The following is a 15,778-nucleotide window of genomic DNA, read 5'->3' on the forward strand; positions in this document are numbered from 1 at the left end:
CTTTATTAACGCCGTGGCTCATGCGTTCTGGCCGTCCAGCAACTGCCCTTGTGGCGTGCGACTGGCACCGTTTTCTGCGATCAGTTGGCCTTGCGGCGTACGGCTGGAACCATCAGCGGCAACCATCTGGCCCTGCGGCGTACGGCTGGAACCATCAGCGGCAAGCGTCTGGCCCTGCGGCGTGCGGCTGGAACCATCAGCGGCAAGCGTCTGGCCTTGCGGCGTGCGGCTGGAGCCGTCAGCGGCGATCAGTGCATCGCTGCCCTCCTTCGCCACTGTGCTCAGCTGGAAGCAGGTGCTGCTGGCGCAACTGCTCTGCTCCACGGCACTGTTGGCGTGGGCGGCGGCACCGGTGAAAGCGAAGGCTGCTGCGGTCAGAAAGCGCGAGACGTTGTTCATGGCAAAACTCCTTGCAGAAAAAGTAGGGATGGTTCAGTTCTGGTTGTTGCAGCCGTCAGCGAATTTGCTGTAATCCAGCTCGCGGGTTTTGCCAGCGGAATCGAGGTAGGTCATGCGCGCCTCGGTGATGCCGCAGGTCACTGAAGTGTCTTCAGTCATCGACAGTACTTTCTGGATATCCAGATGGGTGCCGTAGGTGTAGGTTTGCCGGCTGACGTCAGCTTCGGCGTGGGCCGACAGGGTGCAGATGTTCAGAGCGGCGAACAGGCAGGCGGCGAATACGGATTTGTTGTTCATGGTGTAGTCCTCAAGGCTTCAGTGGGTTTGAGCCGAGGCGATCTGTGCGTGCCTCGATGGAGCCTATTTGAGGCCCCCGAGGTATCGCGTCTGTGTCAGGAAAGGACGAGAATCACTCGTTGTGTATCCACGCCTTGTGTAGATACACAGCGATACAAAACCCGCAGAAAATCGCGTTTTTGCGTCGGCGTGTATCCGCCGTCAGGGCAGATACACTGCAATACAAAGGCAGGCAGGCGTGCGGTCAACGGCGCTATAGACTGCACGGCATTCCCCCTTTGACAGAGGCTTGAACCGATGGAACATGTCGATCACATTCTCATCGTCGACGACGACCGCGAGATCCGTGAACTGGTAGGCAACTACCTGAAGAAAAACGGCCTGCGCACGACAGTGGTCGCCGATGGCCGGCAGATGCGCAGCTTCCTGGATGCCAATACGGTCGACCTGATCGTGCTCGACATCATGATGCCTGGCGACGATGGCCTGCAGCTGTGCCGCGAATTGCGTGTGGGCAAACACAAGGCGACGCCGGTGCTGATGCTCACCGCGCGCAACGATGAGACCGACCGCATCATCGGTCTGGAAATGGGCGCCGACGATTACCTGAGCAAACCCTTCGCCGCACGTGAGTTGCTGGCGCGGATCAACGCGGTGTTGCGCCGCACCCGCATGTTGCCGCCGAACCTGGTGGTCACCGAAGCCGGACGCCTGCTGGCCTTCGGTCGTTGGCAACTGGACACCTCGGCCCGGCATCTGCTCGACAGCGACGGCACCATGGTCGCCCTCAGCGGCGCCGAATACCGCTTGCTGCGGGTGTTTCTCGACCATCCGCAACGGGTGCTCAGCCGCGATCAGCTGCTCAATCTGACCCAGGGCCGCGAGGCCGATCTGTTCGACCGCTCCATCGATCTGCTGGTCAGCCGCTTGCGCCAACGCCTGCTGGATGATGCCCGCGAGCCGGCCTACATCAAGACCGTGCGCAGCGAAGGTTATGTGTTTTCGCTGCCGGTCGAACTGCTCGGGGCGTCGGCATGAAACTCAAGCTGCAATGGCCGCGCACCCTGGCCTCGCGCCTGTCGCTGATTTTCCTGATCGGGCTGATCCTCGCGCAGGGCCTGTCGTTCGGCGCGCAGTATTACGAGCGTTATCAAAGTGCCAAAACCACCATGCTCGGTAACCTCGAAACCGACGTCTCGACCTCGATGGCGATCCTCGATCGCCTGCCCGCCGCCGAGCGCGAGGCCTGGTTACCGCGCCTGGCCCGGCGCAATTACGGCTACCTGCTCAATGAGGGCGAACCGGGCATGCCGGTGACCTCGGCGGAAGAGTCCGTCGCCATCGCCTCGATTACTGCGGCCATCGGCGACACTTATCCATTAGTGTTTACCGAGGTTCCCGGCGGTCCGAGACGACATTTCCAGGGCCATCTGCGCCTGAGCGACGGTAGCCCGGTGACCATCGACATCCGTCCGGCGATGGTGCCACTGTCACCGTGGTTGCCGGTGGTGCTGCTGGGCCAACTGGCGCTGCTGATCCTCTGCACCTGGCTGGCCGTGCGCATTGCCATTCGGCCCCTCACCCGCCTCGCCAATGCGGTGGAAACCCTCGACCCCAACGCGCATCCGATCAAGCTCGACGAGCAAGGGCCGACCGAAGTCGTCCACGCCGCGCGGGCGTTCAACGCCATGCAAACGCGCATCGCCGCCTACCTGAAAGAACGCATGCAATTGCTCGCGGCGATTTCCCACGACCTGCAAACGCCGATCACGCGGATGAAATTGCGCGCAGAGTTCATGGACGACTCGGTGGAGAAAGACAAACTGAGCAGCGACCTCGGCGAGATCGAACATCTGGTGCGCGAAGGTGTGGCGTATGCCCGCAGCGTGCACGGCGCCACCGAAGAGAGTCGGCGCACCGATCTTGACTCGTTCCTCGACAGCCTGGTCTTCGACTATCAGGACATGGGCAAGGACGTGCAGCTCGGCGGCAAGAGCAAGGCGGTGATCGAAACCCGTCCGCAAGCGCTGCGCCGGGTCCTGGTGAACCTGACCGACAACGCCCTGAAATTCGCCGGTGCCGCGCAGCTGCAGGTCGAAGCGCAGGGCAACAGCCTGTCGGTGAAAGTCCTCGATCGCGGCCCGGGCATCGCCGAGGCCGAACTGGCGCAGGTGCTGGAACCGTTCTACCGCGTAGAAAATTCGCGCAACCGCGACACCGGCGGCACCGGGCTCGGGCTGGCGATCGCCCAGCAATTGGCGCTGGCGCTGGGTGGCTCGCTGATGTTGAGCAATCGTGAAGGCGGCGGGTTGTGCGCGGAACTGAGGTTGCCGCTGCCACGCTGAGAAAAACACCGACTAGACTCATTCATTACCCAGTCGAGGGGGCCGCAGGACTTCTGCTGTGCCCTGCCCCTATCCGTGACCACCGCCCGGTGGCGCCTGCCTCGACATTCAACGCCGCCGGACGGTGATCCTGTTTCAGGAGCACACGTGATGAATGAGGCGAAGCTCAACGAATTCATGGGCAAACTGGTCAACGACATGGGCGGCGCGGCGATGCTGGCCAATGTCATCGTCGGCGAAGAACTCGGTCTGTACCGGGCGATGGCCGACAGCCAACCGATCAGCCCCGAAGCCCTTGCAGCAAAAACCACCTGCAATCCGCGCCTGGTGCGCGAATGGCTCAGCGCCCACGCCGCGTCCGGCTACATGGAGCACCTTGACGGTCAGTTTCGCTTGCCGGAAGAACAGGCCTTGGCGCTGGCCGTGGAGGATTCGCCGGTGTATGTCGCCGGCGGACTCGGCGTGGTCGCATCGTTTTTCCATGACAAGGACAAACTGGTCAAGGCCATGCGCGGCAATGGCGCGCTGTCCTGGGGCGATCACCATCCGTGCATGTTCAGCGGCACCGAACGTTTTTTCCGCCCCGGCTACAAAGGTCACCTGATAGCCGAATGGCTGCCGGCGCTGGACGGCGTGGTAGCCAAACTGGAGCGCGGCGCCAAGGTTGCCGACATCGGCTGCGGCCACGGCGCCTCGACGGTGATCATGGCCCAGGCGTTTCCCAGGTCGCAGTTTGTCGGCTTCGACTTCCACGCGCCCTCCGTCACCGTCGCCACGCAACGCGCCGAAGAAGGTGGCGTGGGCAACCGCGCCAGATTTTTCGAGGGCACGGCAAAAAACTATCCCGGCGGCGACTACGACCTGATCTGCTTTTTCGACTGCCTGCACGACATGGGCGACCCGGTCGGCGCCGCCCGCCACGCTTATGCGTCACTGAAAGACGACGGCACGGTGTTGTTGGTCGAACCGTTCGCCAACGACAAACTGGACGATAATCTCAACGCCGTCGGCCGTCTGTTCTACGCCGCTTCGACGTTTATCTGCACACCCAATTCGCTGTCACAGGAAGTCGGCCTCGGACTCGGTGCACAGGCCGGTGAACTGCGCCTGCGCAAAGTCTTCACCGAGGCCGGGTTCAAGCAGTTCCGTCGCGCCACGCAGACACCGTTCAACCTGATACTGGAGGCGCGCAAGTAACCCGCGCGGATCGCGTGCTAACCTGCGAGCACTGCCCATTCTGGAGTGCTGAGCATGCTCGATAGTCCGATCCGCGAACACCTCGATACGCTGTTGCAGGCGATGGCCGAGGATAAGTTTCTCGTCCTGACCGGCGCCGGCATCAGCACGCCATCGGGAATTCCGGACTACCGCGACAGCGACGGCGTACGTCGCGGGCGGCAACCGATGATGTATCAGGAATTCCTTTCTGCCCCGCAATCACGCCGTCGCTATTGGGCGCGGGCCATGCTCGGCTGGCCGCGCGTGCGTCAGGCCCGGCCGAATGCAGCGCATGAGGCGCTGGCGACGTTGCAGCAGCGTGGCCGGATCAGTGACTTGATCACGCAGAACGTCGACACCTTGCACGATCAGGCCGGCAGCCACGATGTGATCGAGCTGCATGGCAGTCTGCATCGGGTGCTGTGCCTGGATTGCGGGCAACGCAGCGAGCGCGACGAGATCCAGCGCCAGATGGAGGCACAGAATCCCTATCTGAGTGGCGTTGATGCGGTGCAGGCGCCGGATGGCGATACCTTGCTCGACCCTGCCTTCGAAGCGCGCTTCCAGGTGCCGCAGTGCCCGCATTGCGCGGGTGAGCGGATGAAACCGGATGTGGTGTTTTTCGGCGAGAACGTGGCGCAGGCGACGGCGGCGCGGGCCATGGCCGCTGCCGAGAATGCGGCGGGGTTGCTGGTGGTGGGGTCATCGTTGATGGCGTATTCGGCGTTTCGTTTGTGCCGGGTGATTGCCGAGCGTGGCAAGCCGTTGATGGCGATCAATCTGGGCAAGACCCGGGCGGATGATTTGCTCGATTTGAAGATTGAAGGGTCGTGTGAGGCGCTTTTGCCTTGGTTAGTGGAGAAGCTGGGGCGGTGAGATTTTGAGTAATGGGTTCGGCTTGAAATCGGCCCCTCACCCTAGCCCTCTCCCGAGGGAGAGGGGACTGACCGAGGTGTTCTGACTCAATGCGCCCGATCCAGCCCCGCCAGCAATGCGCTGTCGCGGCTGTAGATATCCGGGGCGTAACGCACGTGGCCGCTGCTGTCGACTTGCGCCGTCCAGTAGGTCATCAGGATCGGCACCGGTGCCGACAAGCGAAATTCATGAGTGGTACCGGTTGCCAGCAAAGTATCGGTGCGGGTCTTTTCTGCCGGTGACAGCAGCAGATCGCGCAGTTGCAGCGGATGCTCGACACGCACGCAACCGGAGCTGAACGCCCGTGGGCCTTTTTCAAACAGCGCCTTGCTCGGCGTGTCGTGCAGGTACACCGAAAACGGGTTGGGGAAACGAATGACCATTTGCCCCAGCGGATTGCGCGGCCCGGCGTCCTGGCGCAGGAGGATGTTGCCGGGATTGTCCCAGTCGATGTCCGCTGCCGCCAGGGGCTGGCCGTTGGCGTCGAGGACTTGCAGGTTCTGGCGGCTGAGGAAGGTCTGGTCCTTGCGGATTTCCGGCAGTTTGTCTTCTTTCCAGATGGTCGGCGGCACGGTCCAGGTCGGGTTCAGCGTCAGTCGAGTGACGCGGGACTTGAGCAGCGGTGTCTGACGTTCCGCGCGGCCGACCTGGGTGCGAGTCTGCCAGACCGATTGACCGCCCTGATACAGCGTCAGCTCAGCGGCCGCGACATTGACCACCAGCCCACTGGGCTCCATGTCCTGGGCCATCCAGCGGAAACGTTCGAGATTGACGCGCAGCTGATCGCGCCGGGTCAGTGGGCTGATGTTCAGCTCGGCAATGGTGCCCGGTCCGACCACGCCGTCAGCTTGCAACGAGTGACTGGCCTGAAAATGCTTCACCGCCTCCACCAGGACGTCATCGTAGGCATTGTCCGGCGTCACCAGCGCGTGGGCCAGATAGCCTTCGCTGTACAGACGCTGCGCCAGTTCCGGCACGCGCGGGTCTTCCATCGCCGGGCGCAGCAGCGGACCATTGCCCACCGGTTGCCATTGCGGCAAGGCCTGCAAGCGTTGCGCGGCATACAGCTGACGCAGACTTTGATATTGCGGCAGATGCGGACGCGCCAGGTCGAACGCCGCAGCAATATCGTTCATGCCCGGCACGGCAATGCTGAGCAATTGCGCCTGACGATCGGTCGGCGGGCCGTCGACACGCCACAGCGGCTCGAAATGCGATTGCAACAGACGGCCGTAATGCAGATCCTGCAAGGCCTGCAGGTAGTTGCGGCTGATGTCGATGTCGGCGCACAACTCGCCATCCTGCGGCGGTGTTGTGGTCACGGCGTAGCGATTCGGATTCAACCCATCATCCGCCAACAGCTGCAATTGCGCGCGCAATGCCGGCAATCGTGCAGACTCGCCCGCCCACACCGGCATCCAGTCCTGCTGCTCATAGAAGGCCTGCAATTGACGCAGCGCCGGGCCGTTGAGGCGCGGAGCAATCGTCGGGCACGACTGCGCCAGGCTGATCAACACGGCCTGCAACGGGCTGCGCGGCTCTACCGGCAGTTGCGTTTCAGGCGTCGGCAGGGTTTCCAGCGGGGGCAGCGGCTCATCGGCGCAAGCGACAAACGGCGCAGCGAGCAAACAAATGCTCAAGTAGCATGCGTACTTTTTGAACAACTGCTTTACTCCAATCCATGGCCGTCCAGATGACGGCCAACCTTACATCAGGTGCGCTGAACAGTCAGGCTCCAGCCTCGGAGCCTGCGGGTATTGACTGGGAGTCAGGAGCCAAAGTGCCGTTTATGTAGCAAGTTGAGGACACTTTATAAAATGTTGACGTTTTTGCGCCGACTTCTGTTGAGCACCGCGACCCTCGTCGCCGTGACCAGCCCAGTATTTGCCGCCGGCAAGCCATCGCCGGTTCTCTACAACAGCCTCGCCCACGCCGCGCCGGAACTCAATCCCCAAGCGCTCAAAGGCGCATTGAACGCCATGCAGTGCGCGGTCAACAACGGCGCAAAGCCCTCGCGCCATTTGGCGATCATCGACTATTCGCAACCGTCCACCGAACGTCGACTGTGGATCTTTGACCTGAGCAAACAGAAGCTGGTGCTGCGCGACCTGGTTGCCCATGGTTCGAATTCCGGGGAAAACTTCGCCACGCAGTTTTCCAACCGCGAAGGCAGTTATCAGTCCAGTCTCGGCCTGTTCCGCACTCAGGAAAGCTACGAAGGCACCCACGGTTATTCGCTGCGCATGGACGGCCTCGAGCCCGGCTTCAATGATCTGGCCCGCGATCGCGCGATCGTGATTCATGCCGCCAGTTACGTGAACCCGTTGTGGAGCAAGCGTCAGGGCCGCATCGGCCGCAGTCAGGGTTGCCCCGCCGTGCGGCCGCAGATCGCCAAACAGGTGATCGATCGCCTGAAGAACGGCCAGTTCATGTTTTCCTGGTACCCGGATCAGCGCTGGCTGCAAAAGTCACCGTACCTGAACTGCCAGCCGCAGCAGGTGGCGAGCATTCTCAACACCCACGCCAGTTAACGCGCGTCGCCGCCGGCGGGTTTGTAGAACAGGAACCTGCCGGTCCGCGCCGTGTTGCGATAGGCCTTGGCCCAGCTCGGGTGTACGCCGCGGTCGTGAAAATACAGGGCGCCGCGGGTGCGGTCCTTGAGCTGGCGATTCAACGCCTTGCCGGCGATTTCCTTGGCCAACGCGTATTCGGCGTCCTCCTTGACCTGATCGGGCTTGCCATCGCACCACCAGGAAAACTGGCAGTTGCCGCTTTCCGAACCTTGCTTCACCACCGCGCACACCGTGTCGGGAAAGCCGTCGTGGCCGAGGCGATTCATCACCACGCTGGCGACGGCCTCCATTTCCGGGGTGTCCTTGCCTTTGGCTTCCCAATAAATGCTGCGCGCCAGACAAGTCAGCGGATCGTCCAGTGGCGCGGCACCGGCCGGGTCTACGGCCTGCGCTTCGGTGGGGGTGATGGCTTCGGATTTCGGCGCCGGCGCGGCGCTGACCTTATCCGCCGCTTTCTCTTCCAGCACCTCGGCTTTCTGTTCCGCCTTGGCCTCGATCGGCGCCTGAGCGCCGGCCCATGCTGCACCGGCAAAAACGATACACAACAAACCGCCCGCCAAGCCTCTCAATCCCATATCGTTTCTTCCGTCAGCGCCCGCCCGGGGCAAGATGTTACGTCGGTGAGACGCCCGGTTTGCGGGGTCTTCGCAAAGTGTAGCGAGCAAATGTGCGGGCGCACCAGCGCAGAAAAAAATCCACCGAAAAGAAAAAGACATTCACCCATCGGGGGCCTTTCGCGCATCATGGGCGCATTCAGCTCAAGGGAGATTTCCATGCGCTTCATGCCGTCTGTTTTGCGTTGTGCCGCACTGTCGCTGGGCGTGGTATTCGCCACCTCGGCGCTGGCCGCCGATGAACTGCAATTGATTGAGTCGATCAACAGCTATCGCAGCCAGCCACAGCGTTGCGGCACGCAGGCGTCAAACGAGTTGCCACCGCTGTCCGCCGACCCGCGCCTGCGCCTGCCGGCCAGTGGCGCGGTCGATCTGCAGCAGGCCATGACCAGCGCCCACTACCCGATGGTCAACGTGCAGGCGATCACCCTCAACGGCCCGCGCGATGCAGCAGCGGCGATGCAGGCGATCAAGGAAAGCTTCTGCCAGGTGGTGCTCGATCCGCAGTTTGTCGATATCGGCGTCAGCCGCGTCGATCGCGACTGGCGCATCGTCCTCGCGCGGCCGTTGCTGACGGCGAAACTCGGCGATGCGCAAAGCGAAGGGCAAAAGCTGCTGGCGCAACTCAATACCGCGCGCAGCCAGGCGCGCCAGTGCGGCGGCCAGTCCTTCGCGGCGGCAGCACCGCTGGCCTGGAACGCCACCCTGGGCAGCGTTGCCCAGGATCACAGCCGCGACATGGCCAACAACAATTATCTCGACCACAAGGACCGCGACGGCCGCACGCCCGGTGACCGTGCCGAGCTGTCCGGCTACAGCGGGCAACTGGTCGGTGAAAACATTGCCGCCGGGCAGGACACCGTCGGCAAGGTTGTCGACGGCTGGCTCGCCAGCCCCGGTCATTGCGCCAACCTGATGAACCCGCAATACCAGGAACTGGGCGCCGCGTACGCAACCGATCCGAAAAGCAACGCCGGCATTTACTGGACGGCGATGTTCGGCGCACCGTAAGGCATCATCGACGCCGTCAATCACTCGGTCAGCCAGAGTGATTGGACGGCATGGCGAGCGCAGCCTACCCTGCGCGGTCTGCGCCCGATAACGGCGCTCCACATCCACGAGGCGAGCCCATGACACAGCGTGAATTGATCGATGGTCACAACCGCCGCGTGGATTATCTGCGCCTGTCGGTCACCGACCGCTGCGATTTTCGTTGCGTCTACTGCATGGCCGAGGACATGCAGTTCCTGCCGCGTCAGCAGATCCTCACCCTCGAAGAGCTGTTCCAGGTGGCGCAAAGTTTCGTCGCCCTCGGCACGCGCAAGATCCGCCTCACTGGCGGCGAGCCGCTGATCCGCCCCGGCGTCGTGCAACTCTGCGAGCAGATTGCCGCCCTGCCCGGCCTGCGTGAACTATGCCTGACCACGAACGGCTCGCAACTGGGCCGACTGGCCAGGCCGCTGTTCGACGCCGGGGTCAAGCGTCTCAACATCAGCCTCGATAGCCTCGATCCGCAGCGCTTCAAAGAGCTGACGCGCACCGGCGATCTGGCGCAGGTCATCGACGGCATCGACGCGGCCCGTGCCGCTGGTTTCACCCGTACCAAGCTCAATTGCGTGGTGATGCAGGGCCGCAACGATCACGAGATCAACGATCTAGTCAGTTTCGCCATCGACCGCGATCTGGATATTTCCTTCATCGAAGAAATGCCGCTGGGCGCGATCGCCGAACACAGCCGCGCCGAATCCTTCTATTCCAGCGCGCAAGTGCGCGACCGCATCGCCGAACGCTTTACCCTGATCGACTCCACCGAATCGACGCAAGGGCCGTCGCGTTACTGGCGCGTGGCCGAGGCGCCGAACATTCGCCTGGGTTTCATTTCACCGCACAGCCACAACTTCTGCGGCACCTGCAACCGCGTGCGCCTGACCGTCGAAGGTCGCTTGCTGCTGTGTCTGGGCAACGAGCATTCAATGGACCTCAAAGCGGTGTTGCGTGCCCATCCGGGCCACCCGGAACGTCTGGAAAACGCGATCATCGAGGCAATGAAACTCAAGCCCTATCGACACAACTTCGAAGTCAACGACGACGTGCAAGTGGTGCGTTTCATGAACATGACCGGCGGCTGATTCGCCGCACAACAGGGACCGCGAAATGATCGTCAGACCGAGACCCAATCAGTTCGCCGTGCTGTTCACCCTCAGAGGTTCGATCGCCAAACGCATTGCCGTGCGCACCTTGATGCTGACACTGCTGGCGGCAGCGATTGTGCTGGTTGAAATCCTTGTGCCGCGCTACTTCGCCGAGATCAACGCGACACCGTTCACCCTGCTCGGCCTGTCGCTGTCGATATTCCTCAGTTTTCGCAACAACGCCTGCTACGACCGCTGGTACGAGGGCCGCAAGGCCTGGGGCGAGGTGCTGTTGCGGGTGCGCGCGGTGATGCGCGAAACCCAAGGCATCGACGACGCCAGCCTGCGTGAACAACTGTTGCGCAACCTGTGCGGATTCGCCCATGCACTGAACGCACGGCTGCGTGGAGAAAGTGAGGCGCAGGCCAGTGCCGACTGGGTCAGCCCGCCGATCGACGAGGCTGCGCCGGACCACTGCGGGCAGATCCTGCACCAGGTCGGGCACCAGTGTTCCGAGCTGGAAACGGCCGGTGTGCTGTCGCCATGGCGCTATCAATTGCTGGCCAATCACCTGACCTGCCTGTCCCAGGCCCAAGCCGTGTGCGACCGGATCAAGAACACGCCGCTGCCCTTCCCTTACACCCTGCTGCTGCACCGCACCATTTACCTGTTCTGCCTGCTGCTGCCCTTCGCCATGGCGCAATCGCTGGGTTGGTTGACGCCGCTGTTCACGGCGATTGTCAGCTACACCTTCTTCGGCTTCGACGCGATTGCCGACGAGCTCGAAGACCCGTTCGGCCGCGATGAAAACGATCTGCCAACCGACGCGCTGGTGCGCACCCTGGAGCGCGATGTGCTGCACGAACTGGGTGTCTCGCCATTGCCCCCCGCGCCGGAGCCGGACGACTACGTGCTGCGCTGAAAGGCACAGCGGCGGGCCCGGCGTGTTCACTCTGGACCGAGGTGCGGACATTCGCGAGCAGGCTCGCTCCCACAGTTGAAATGCATTCCAATGTGGGAGCGAGCCTGCTCGCGAAAAAGGCAACTCGGTCAATCAGACCAAACGCACCAAGCGACACCGGCAAATTTTGCGTTTACACGCGCGCGAATTCCCCCTTACTATCCGGGCACACCGGTCGCCGGGCCCGCCCTGCCGCCGACGCTTTCCGCCAACGGAAACACGCGTTATGAGCACGTCACCACAACAACCGCAAAGGTTGCACGTCTCTGCCGTACGCGCCCACTACAACCGGGGCCGCGTATGAATCGCATCGTCAATCTGCCCATGGCCCTGCGCCGCTCCAAGCTGCGTCACTCCGCACGCCCGCCGGATATCGCCAGTCCTGCCTGATCGCGTGAGCTGAAACCCGCGTCAGTCAATTTCCCGATTTTCCTGATATCCCTGCCGGGACCCCTACGCCTTTTTGTCGCGTGGTGTCCGGCCGAATCTGCGCGCCTGTGCGGCGCCATCGTGAGTGATTTGCCATGAAATTCGCAGCCATCGAAGACGCACGCCTGTTCCTCGAACAGAACCCCGATATCGACATGATCGAGTTGTTCATCCTCGACGCCAACGGCGTGCCGCGCGGCAAGCTGTTGCATCGCGAGGAACTGCTCGCCGTGTACGAAAGCGGCCGGCCGCTGCCGAGCACGATTCTCGGTTTGACCGTGCAGGGAGAGGACGTCGAGAACTCCGGGCTGGTCTGGGACGTCGGCGATATCGACTGCCGCGCCTATCCGCTGCAAGGCAGTCTGGTACGCCTGCCATGGCGGCAGATTCCGACTGCGGCGGTGCAGGTCAGCATGCACCCGACCGAAGGCCTGCCGGCGAGCATCGCTGATCCTCGGCACTTGCTGATCAAGGTGATCGACGGGCTCAAGGCCGAGGGTTATCACCCGATCATGGCCTGCGAGCTGGAGTTCTATCTGCTCGACGCCAAACGCGATCACAACGGCCGCCCGCAACCGGCGCTGGACGCCGACGGCGGGCGACCGCGACACACGCAAGTCTACGGTTTGCGCGAGCTGGAGCAGATCGAGCCGTTTCTCGCCGATCTCTACAGTGCCTGCAAACTGCATGGCATTCCGGCGCGCACGGCGATCTCCGAGTACGCCCCGGGGCAAGTGGAAATCACCCTTGAACACGGCGATGCGCTGGAGGCGATGGATCAGGCGGTGCGCTACAAACGTCTGGTCAAAGGCGTGGCGCACAAACACGGCATGCAGGCGACGTTCATGGCCAAACCGTTCGATGATCTGGCCGGCACCGGCATGCACATGCACGTCAGCCTCGCCGATGCCGAGGGGCGTAATCTGTTCGCCTCTGAAGACCCAGCCGGCACGCCACTGTTGCGCACGGCGATTGGCGGCATGCTCGCCTCCCTGCTCGATTCGCTGCTGCTGTTCTGCCCCAACGCCAACTCTTACCGGCGTTTCCAGGCCAACAGCTACGCGCCACTGGCGCCGACCTGGGGCGTCGACAACCGCACGGTCAGCCTGCGCGTACCCGGCGGCCCGGCCCCTACGCGACACATCGAACACCGCATCTGCGGCGCCGACGCCAACCCCTATCTGGCAGCGGCGGCGATTCTTGCCGGCATTCATCGCGGCATCCGTGAAGAGCTGGATCCGGGGGCACCGGTCGAGGGCAATGGTTATGCCCAGGCGAAAGAACTGCTGCCGACCGATTGGCTGACGTCGTTGCAGGCGCTGGAAAATTCCGCGTGGGCACGGGAGGCGTTGGGGCAGGAATTCCTTGGGGTGTATCTGGCGGTGAAGCGTGCCGAGTATCGGCAGTTCATGGCTGAAGTGGGTGAGCAGGATTGGCGGTGGTACCTGACCGAGGCTTAACGATCCGACACCGAACCTGTGGGAGCGAGCTTGCTCGCGAAGGCGTCGTCACATTCAACATTTTGGGTGACTGACACACCGCTTTCGCGAGCAAGCTCGCTCCCACAGAGGATTGCATTCCGACTCCCATTTTATGTGGACGCTGCCATGACCATTCGCTGCAATTCCTACTACACCGCCACCCTCAACCACGACACCGATTACCCCACCCTGCAAGGCCGGCACAAGGTCGATGTGGTGATCATCGGCGGCGGTTTCACCGGTGTCGCCACCGCTGTCGAACTGGCAGAAAAAGGCCTGAAAGTCGCGATCGTCGAAAGCCACAAGATCGGCTGGGGCGCGACCGGACGCAACGGCGGGCAAGTCACCGGCAGCCTCTCCGGCGACGGTGCGATGCGCAAACAGATGCGCGCCAGTCTTGGCGATGACGTCGACGATTTCATCTGGCATTTGCGCTGGCGCGGTCATGAAATCATCCGCCAGCGCGTCGACAGATATGCGATCCAGTGCGACCTCAAACACGGCCATCTGCACGCGGCGTACAAGCCGAGCCACATGAACGATCTGCGCAAGGACTACGACGAAGCCGTGCGCCGAGGTCTGGGCGATGAAGTGAGCCTGCTCGACCGCAGCCAGGTTCGCGACCTGCTGCAAAGCGAGCTCTACCACGGGGCGATCAAGAACACCCGCAACATGCACCTGCACCCGCTCAACCTGTGCATCGGCGAAGCGCGGGCGGCGCAGAGTCTGGGCGCGCTGATCTTCGAGAACAGTGAAGTGCTGGAGATCATTCACGGCGACACACCCGGCGTGCGCACCGCTCACGGTCAGATCGACGCCAATCAGGTGATGCTCGCCGGTGACGTCTATCACAAGCTCGAACCGGGCCAGCTCAAGGGCAAGATTTTCCCGGCCATGGGCGGCATCGTCACCACCGCGCCGCTGGGTGATCTGGCGAAACAGATCAACCCCGAAGACCTTGCCGTGTACGACTGCCGCTTCGTCCTCGATTACTACCGGCTCACCGCCGACGGCAGGTTGCTGTTTGGTGGTGGCGCGAATTACAGCGGCAAGGACTCACGAGACATTGCCGCCGAACTGCGCCCGTGCATCGAGCGCACATTTCCAGCGCTCAAAGGCGTGCCGATCGATTACCAGTGGAGCTGCGCCATGGGCATCGTCATCAATCGCATCCCGCAACTGGGCAAGCTTTCCGACAACGTCTGGTATTGCCAGGGCTACTCGGGACACGGCATCGCCACCACGCACATCATGGGCGAGATCATGAGCCGGGCGATCACCGGGCAAATGGAACAGTTCGATACCTTCGCCGCGTGCCAGCACATCCGCGTGCCGATGGGCGACCTGCTCGGCAACCCGTTGCTGGCGGCGGGGATGTGGTATTACCAGATGCTCGAGCGGTTGCGCTAATCCATTACCTGTAGGAGCTGCCGAAGGCTGCGATCTTTTGATCCTGCTGTTAAAAATCAAAATCAAAAGATCGCAGCCTTCGGCAGCTCCTACAAAGTCATTTATTCACTGCAGGTCCCCTGTAGGAGTGAGCCTGCTCGCGATGAGGCCCTCAAACCCAACAAAAAATTCAATCCGGCAGCTGCTCCACCACAATCCCCAATCGCCGATAGTCCTCGACACTCCCCGACCCCAAATGCCGTTCGGTAATCAGCCTGTGCAGGCGCGTACACGGCGCCACCACAAACGGCTCCACCGCCCCCAGCTTGTCCGCCGTGGTCACAGCGATCACCCGCGTCGCGCTGTTGAGCATCGCCTGTTTTACCGGCACCTCATCGAAATGCAGCGAGGTAATCCCGACCTCGGGATGAATTGCACATACCCCGGTAATCGCCAGATCGGCCTTGATTCCCGCGAGCAATCGCAGCGCTTCCTGACCGCTCGCCGACATCGAATGCGGATTCAATTCACCGCCCGCCAGAATCACTTTGACGCCCTTGTATTCGGACAAGGCAATCGCCGTCAGCGGTGACGCGGTCACGGCGGTGATGCGGATGTCGGCAGGTAATGCGCGCGCAACCTGCAACGTGGTCGAGCCGGAATCGAACAGCACAATCTGCCCGTCCTCGATGTGCTGGGCCGCCAATTGCGCCAGGCGCACTTTGATCTCGTCGGTTTCATCGAGCCGGGTGAAATAATCCTTGCCGGAATCCTTGGGTCGCGGCAACGCCCCGCCATGCACGCGTTGCACCAGCCCGGCGCTGTCCAGCTCGGCGAGGTCGCGGCGGATGGTGTCTTCGGAAACCGCGAAATGCTGACTCAGCTCCGAGGCCATGACCTTGCCGTCACGTTCGAGAAGCAAGAGGATTTTCTGCCGACGCAGAGACGGCAGTTCAGCGATGGAGTGCTCGCGCATGGTTATGCCTGTTTGTGCTTGTAATTGCAGGTTTCCGCGACACTAGCGA

15 protein-coding genes are annotated in these 15,778 nt (G+C 62.4%); 10 read left to right on the plus strand and 5 right to left on the minus strand.

Annotation, left to right across the window (positions count from 1 at the left end; all coding sequences use genetic code 11):
- Nucleotides 1-18: 18 nt before the first annotated feature.
- A complete protein-coding gene (locus tag AC0Z4S_RS22055) occupies nucleotides 19-399 on the minus strand; it encodes a hypothetical protein (protein ID WP_485624583.1) in 381 nt (126 codons plus the stop codon).
- Between the two features lie 33 nt (nucleotides 400-432).
- Nucleotides 433-696, minus strand: coding sequence for a DUF2790 domain-containing protein (locus tag AC0Z4S_RS22060; RefSeq protein ID WP_016775158.1), 264 nt, complete (start codon nucleotides 694-696; stop codon nucleotides 433-435).
- Nucleotides 697-993: 297 nt separating this feature from the next.
- Between AC0Z4S_RS22060 and AC0Z4S_RS22065 the strand changes: the two genes are divergently transcribed.
- From AC0Z4S_RS22065 to AC0Z4S_RS22080, 4 genes are all read left to right on the plus strand, one after another.
- Nucleotides 994-1,734, plus strand: coding sequence for a response regulator (locus AC0Z4S_RS22065; RefSeq protein WP_024013314.1), 741 nt, complete (start codon nucleotides 994-996; stop codon nucleotides 1,732-1,734).
- Nucleotides 1,731-3,041 carry an ATP-binding protein gene (locus tag AC0Z4S_RS22070; protein WP_485624584.1) on the plus strand — a complete coding sequence of 437 codons (1,311 nt, stop codon included), beginning with the start codon at nucleotides 1,731-1,733 and terminating at the stop codon, nucleotides 3,039-3,041. The genes AC0Z4S_RS22065 and AC0Z4S_RS22070 overlap by 4 nt, the downstream gene beginning before the upstream one ends.
- A gap of 150 nt (nucleotides 3,042-3,191) precedes the next feature.
- Entirely contained in the window at nucleotides 3,192-4,238 is a 1,047-nt protein-coding gene (locus tag AC0Z4S_RS22075) for a class I SAM-dependent methyltransferase (RefSeq protein ID WP_253502914.1), read from the plus strand.
- A 54-nt stretch (nucleotides 4,239-4,292) separates the two neighbouring features.
- On the plus strand, nucleotides 4,293-5,135 hold the full coding sequence (locus AC0Z4S_RS22080; RefSeq protein ID WP_485624585.1) for an NAD-dependent protein deacetylase: 843 nt from the start codon (nucleotides 4,293-4,295) through the stop codon (nucleotides 5,133-5,135).
- Nucleotides 5,136-5,221: 86 nt separating this feature from the next.
- Here the strand turns inward: AC0Z4S_RS22080 and AC0Z4S_RS22085 are convergent, their stop codons facing one another.
- A complete protein-coding gene (locus AC0Z4S_RS22085; protein WP_485624586.1) occupies nucleotides 5,222-6,838 on the minus strand; it encodes a L,D-transpeptidase family protein in 1,617 nt (538 codons plus the stop codon).
- 153 nt (nucleotides 6,839-6,991) lie between these two features.
- Between AC0Z4S_RS22085 and AC0Z4S_RS22090 the strand changes: the two genes are divergently transcribed.
- Entirely contained in the window at nucleotides 6,992-7,705 is a 714-nt protein-coding gene (locus AC0Z4S_RS22090) for a murein L,D-transpeptidase catalytic domain family protein (protein ID WP_064363540.1), read from the plus strand.
- Here the strand turns inward: AC0Z4S_RS22090 and AC0Z4S_RS22095 are convergent.
- A complete protein-coding gene (locus AC0Z4S_RS22095) occupies nucleotides 7,702-8,322 on the minus strand; it encodes a cell wall hydrolase (protein ID WP_485624587.1) in 621 nt (206 codons plus the stop codon). The genes AC0Z4S_RS22090 and AC0Z4S_RS22095 overlap by 4 nt on opposite strands.
- Before the next feature lie 198 nt (nucleotides 8,323-8,520).
- On the opposite strand from AC0Z4S_RS22095, the gene AC0Z4S_RS22100 reads away from it, so the two are divergent.
- The 5 genes from AC0Z4S_RS22100 to AC0Z4S_RS22120 all read left to right on the plus strand — a co-directional run bounded on the left by AC0Z4S_RS22100 (nucleotide 8,521) and on the right by AC0Z4S_RS22120 (nucleotide 14,774).
- On the plus strand, nucleotides 8,521-9,372 hold the full coding sequence (locus tag AC0Z4S_RS22100) for a CAP domain-containing protein (protein WP_485624588.1): 852 nt from the start codon (nucleotides 8,521-8,523) through the stop codon (nucleotides 9,370-9,372).
- Nucleotides 9,373-9,491: 119 nt separating this feature from the next.
- Nucleotides 9,492-10,490: a GTP 3',8-cyclase MoaA gene (gene moaA, locus AC0Z4S_RS22105; RefSeq protein ID WP_471879526.1), complete on the plus strand. Its 999-nt coding sequence runs from the start codon at nucleotides 9,492-9,494 to the stop codon at nucleotides 10,488-10,490.
- Between the two features lie 25 nt (nucleotides 10,491-10,515).
- Complete coding sequence (locus AC0Z4S_RS22110) at nucleotides 10,516-11,415, plus strand: bestrophin family protein (RefSeq protein ID WP_485624589.1); 900 nt, start codon at nucleotides 10,516-10,518, stop codon at nucleotides 11,413-11,415.
- A 563-nt stretch (nucleotides 11,416-11,978) separates the two neighbouring features.
- Nucleotides 11,979-13,343 carry a glutamine synthetase family protein gene (locus AC0Z4S_RS22115; RefSeq protein WP_485624590.1) on the plus strand — a complete coding sequence of 455 codons (1,365 nt, stop codon included), beginning with the start codon at nucleotides 11,979-11,981 and terminating at the stop codon, nucleotides 13,341-13,343.
- Nucleotides 13,344-13,490: 147 nt separating this feature from the next.
- Nucleotides 13,491-14,774, plus strand: coding sequence for an NAD(P)/FAD-dependent oxidoreductase (locus AC0Z4S_RS22120; RefSeq protein ID WP_485624591.1), 1,284 nt, complete (start codon nucleotides 13,491-13,493; stop codon nucleotides 14,772-14,774).
- A 169-nt stretch (nucleotides 14,775-14,943) separates the two neighbouring features.
- Here the strand turns inward: AC0Z4S_RS22120 and AC0Z4S_RS22125 are convergent, their stop codons facing one another.
- On the minus strand, nucleotides 14,944-15,729 hold the full coding sequence (locus AC0Z4S_RS22125; protein ID WP_485624592.1) for a DeoR/GlpR family DNA-binding transcription regulator: 786 nt from the start codon (nucleotides 15,727-15,729) through the stop codon (nucleotides 14,944-14,946).
- Nucleotides 15,730-15,778: the final 49 nt, after the last annotated feature.

The sequence above is a fragment of the Pseudomonas sp. 1L-B-1-E-C1 genome, assembly GCF_057291835.1.

Coding starts and splice junctions, on each gene's coding strand:
- AC0Z4S_RS22055 (WP_485624583.1), bottom strand. CDS start 399: ATGAACAACGTCTCGCGCTTTCTGACCGCAGCAGCCTTCGCTTTCACC.
- AC0Z4S_RS22060 (WP_016775158.1), bottom strand. CDS start 696: ATGAACAACAAATCCGTATTCGCCGCCTGCCTGTTCGCCGCTCTGAAC.
- AC0Z4S_RS22065 (WP_024013314.1), top strand. CDS start 994: ATGGAACATGTCGATCACATTCTCATCGTCGACGACGACCGCGAGATC.
- AC0Z4S_RS22070 (WP_485624584.1), top strand. CDS start 1,731: ATGAAACTCAAGCTGCAATGGCCGCGCACCCTGGCCTCGCGCCTGTCG.
- AC0Z4S_RS22075 (WP_253502914.1), top strand. CDS start 3,192: ATGAATGAGGCGAAGCTCAACGAATTCATGGGCAAACTGGTCAACGAC.
- AC0Z4S_RS22080 (WP_485624585.1), top strand. CDS start 4,293: ATGCTCGATAGTCCGATCCGCGAACACCTCGATACGCTGTTGCAGGCG.
- AC0Z4S_RS22090 (WP_064363540.1), top strand. CDS start 6,992: ATGTTGACGTTTTTGCGCCGACTTCTGTTGAGCACCGCGACCCTCGTC.
- AC0Z4S_RS22095 (WP_485624587.1), bottom strand. CDS start 8,322: ATGGGATTGAGAGGCTTGGCGGGCGGTTTGTTGTGTATCGTTTTTGCC.
- AC0Z4S_RS22100 (WP_485624588.1), top strand. CDS start 8,521: ATGCGCTTCATGCCGTCTGTTTTGCGTTGTGCCGCACTGTCGCTGGGC.
- moaA (WP_471879526.1), top strand. CDS start 9,492: ATGACACAGCGTGAATTGATCGATGGTCACAACCGCCGCGTGGATTAT.
- AC0Z4S_RS22110 (WP_485624589.1), top strand. CDS start 10,516: ATGATCGTCAGACCGAGACCCAATCAGTTCGCCGTGCTGTTCACCCTC.
- AC0Z4S_RS22115 (WP_485624590.1), top strand. CDS start 11,979: ATGAAATTCGCAGCCATCGAAGACGCACGCCTGTTCCTCGAACAGAAC.
- AC0Z4S_RS22120 (WP_485624591.1), top strand. CDS start 13,491: ATGACCATTCGCTGCAATTCCTACTACACCGCCACCCTCAACCACGAC.
- AC0Z4S_RS22125 (WP_485624592.1), bottom strand. CDS start 15,729: ATGCGCGAGCACTCCATCGCTGAACTGCCGTCTCTGCGTCGGCAGAAA.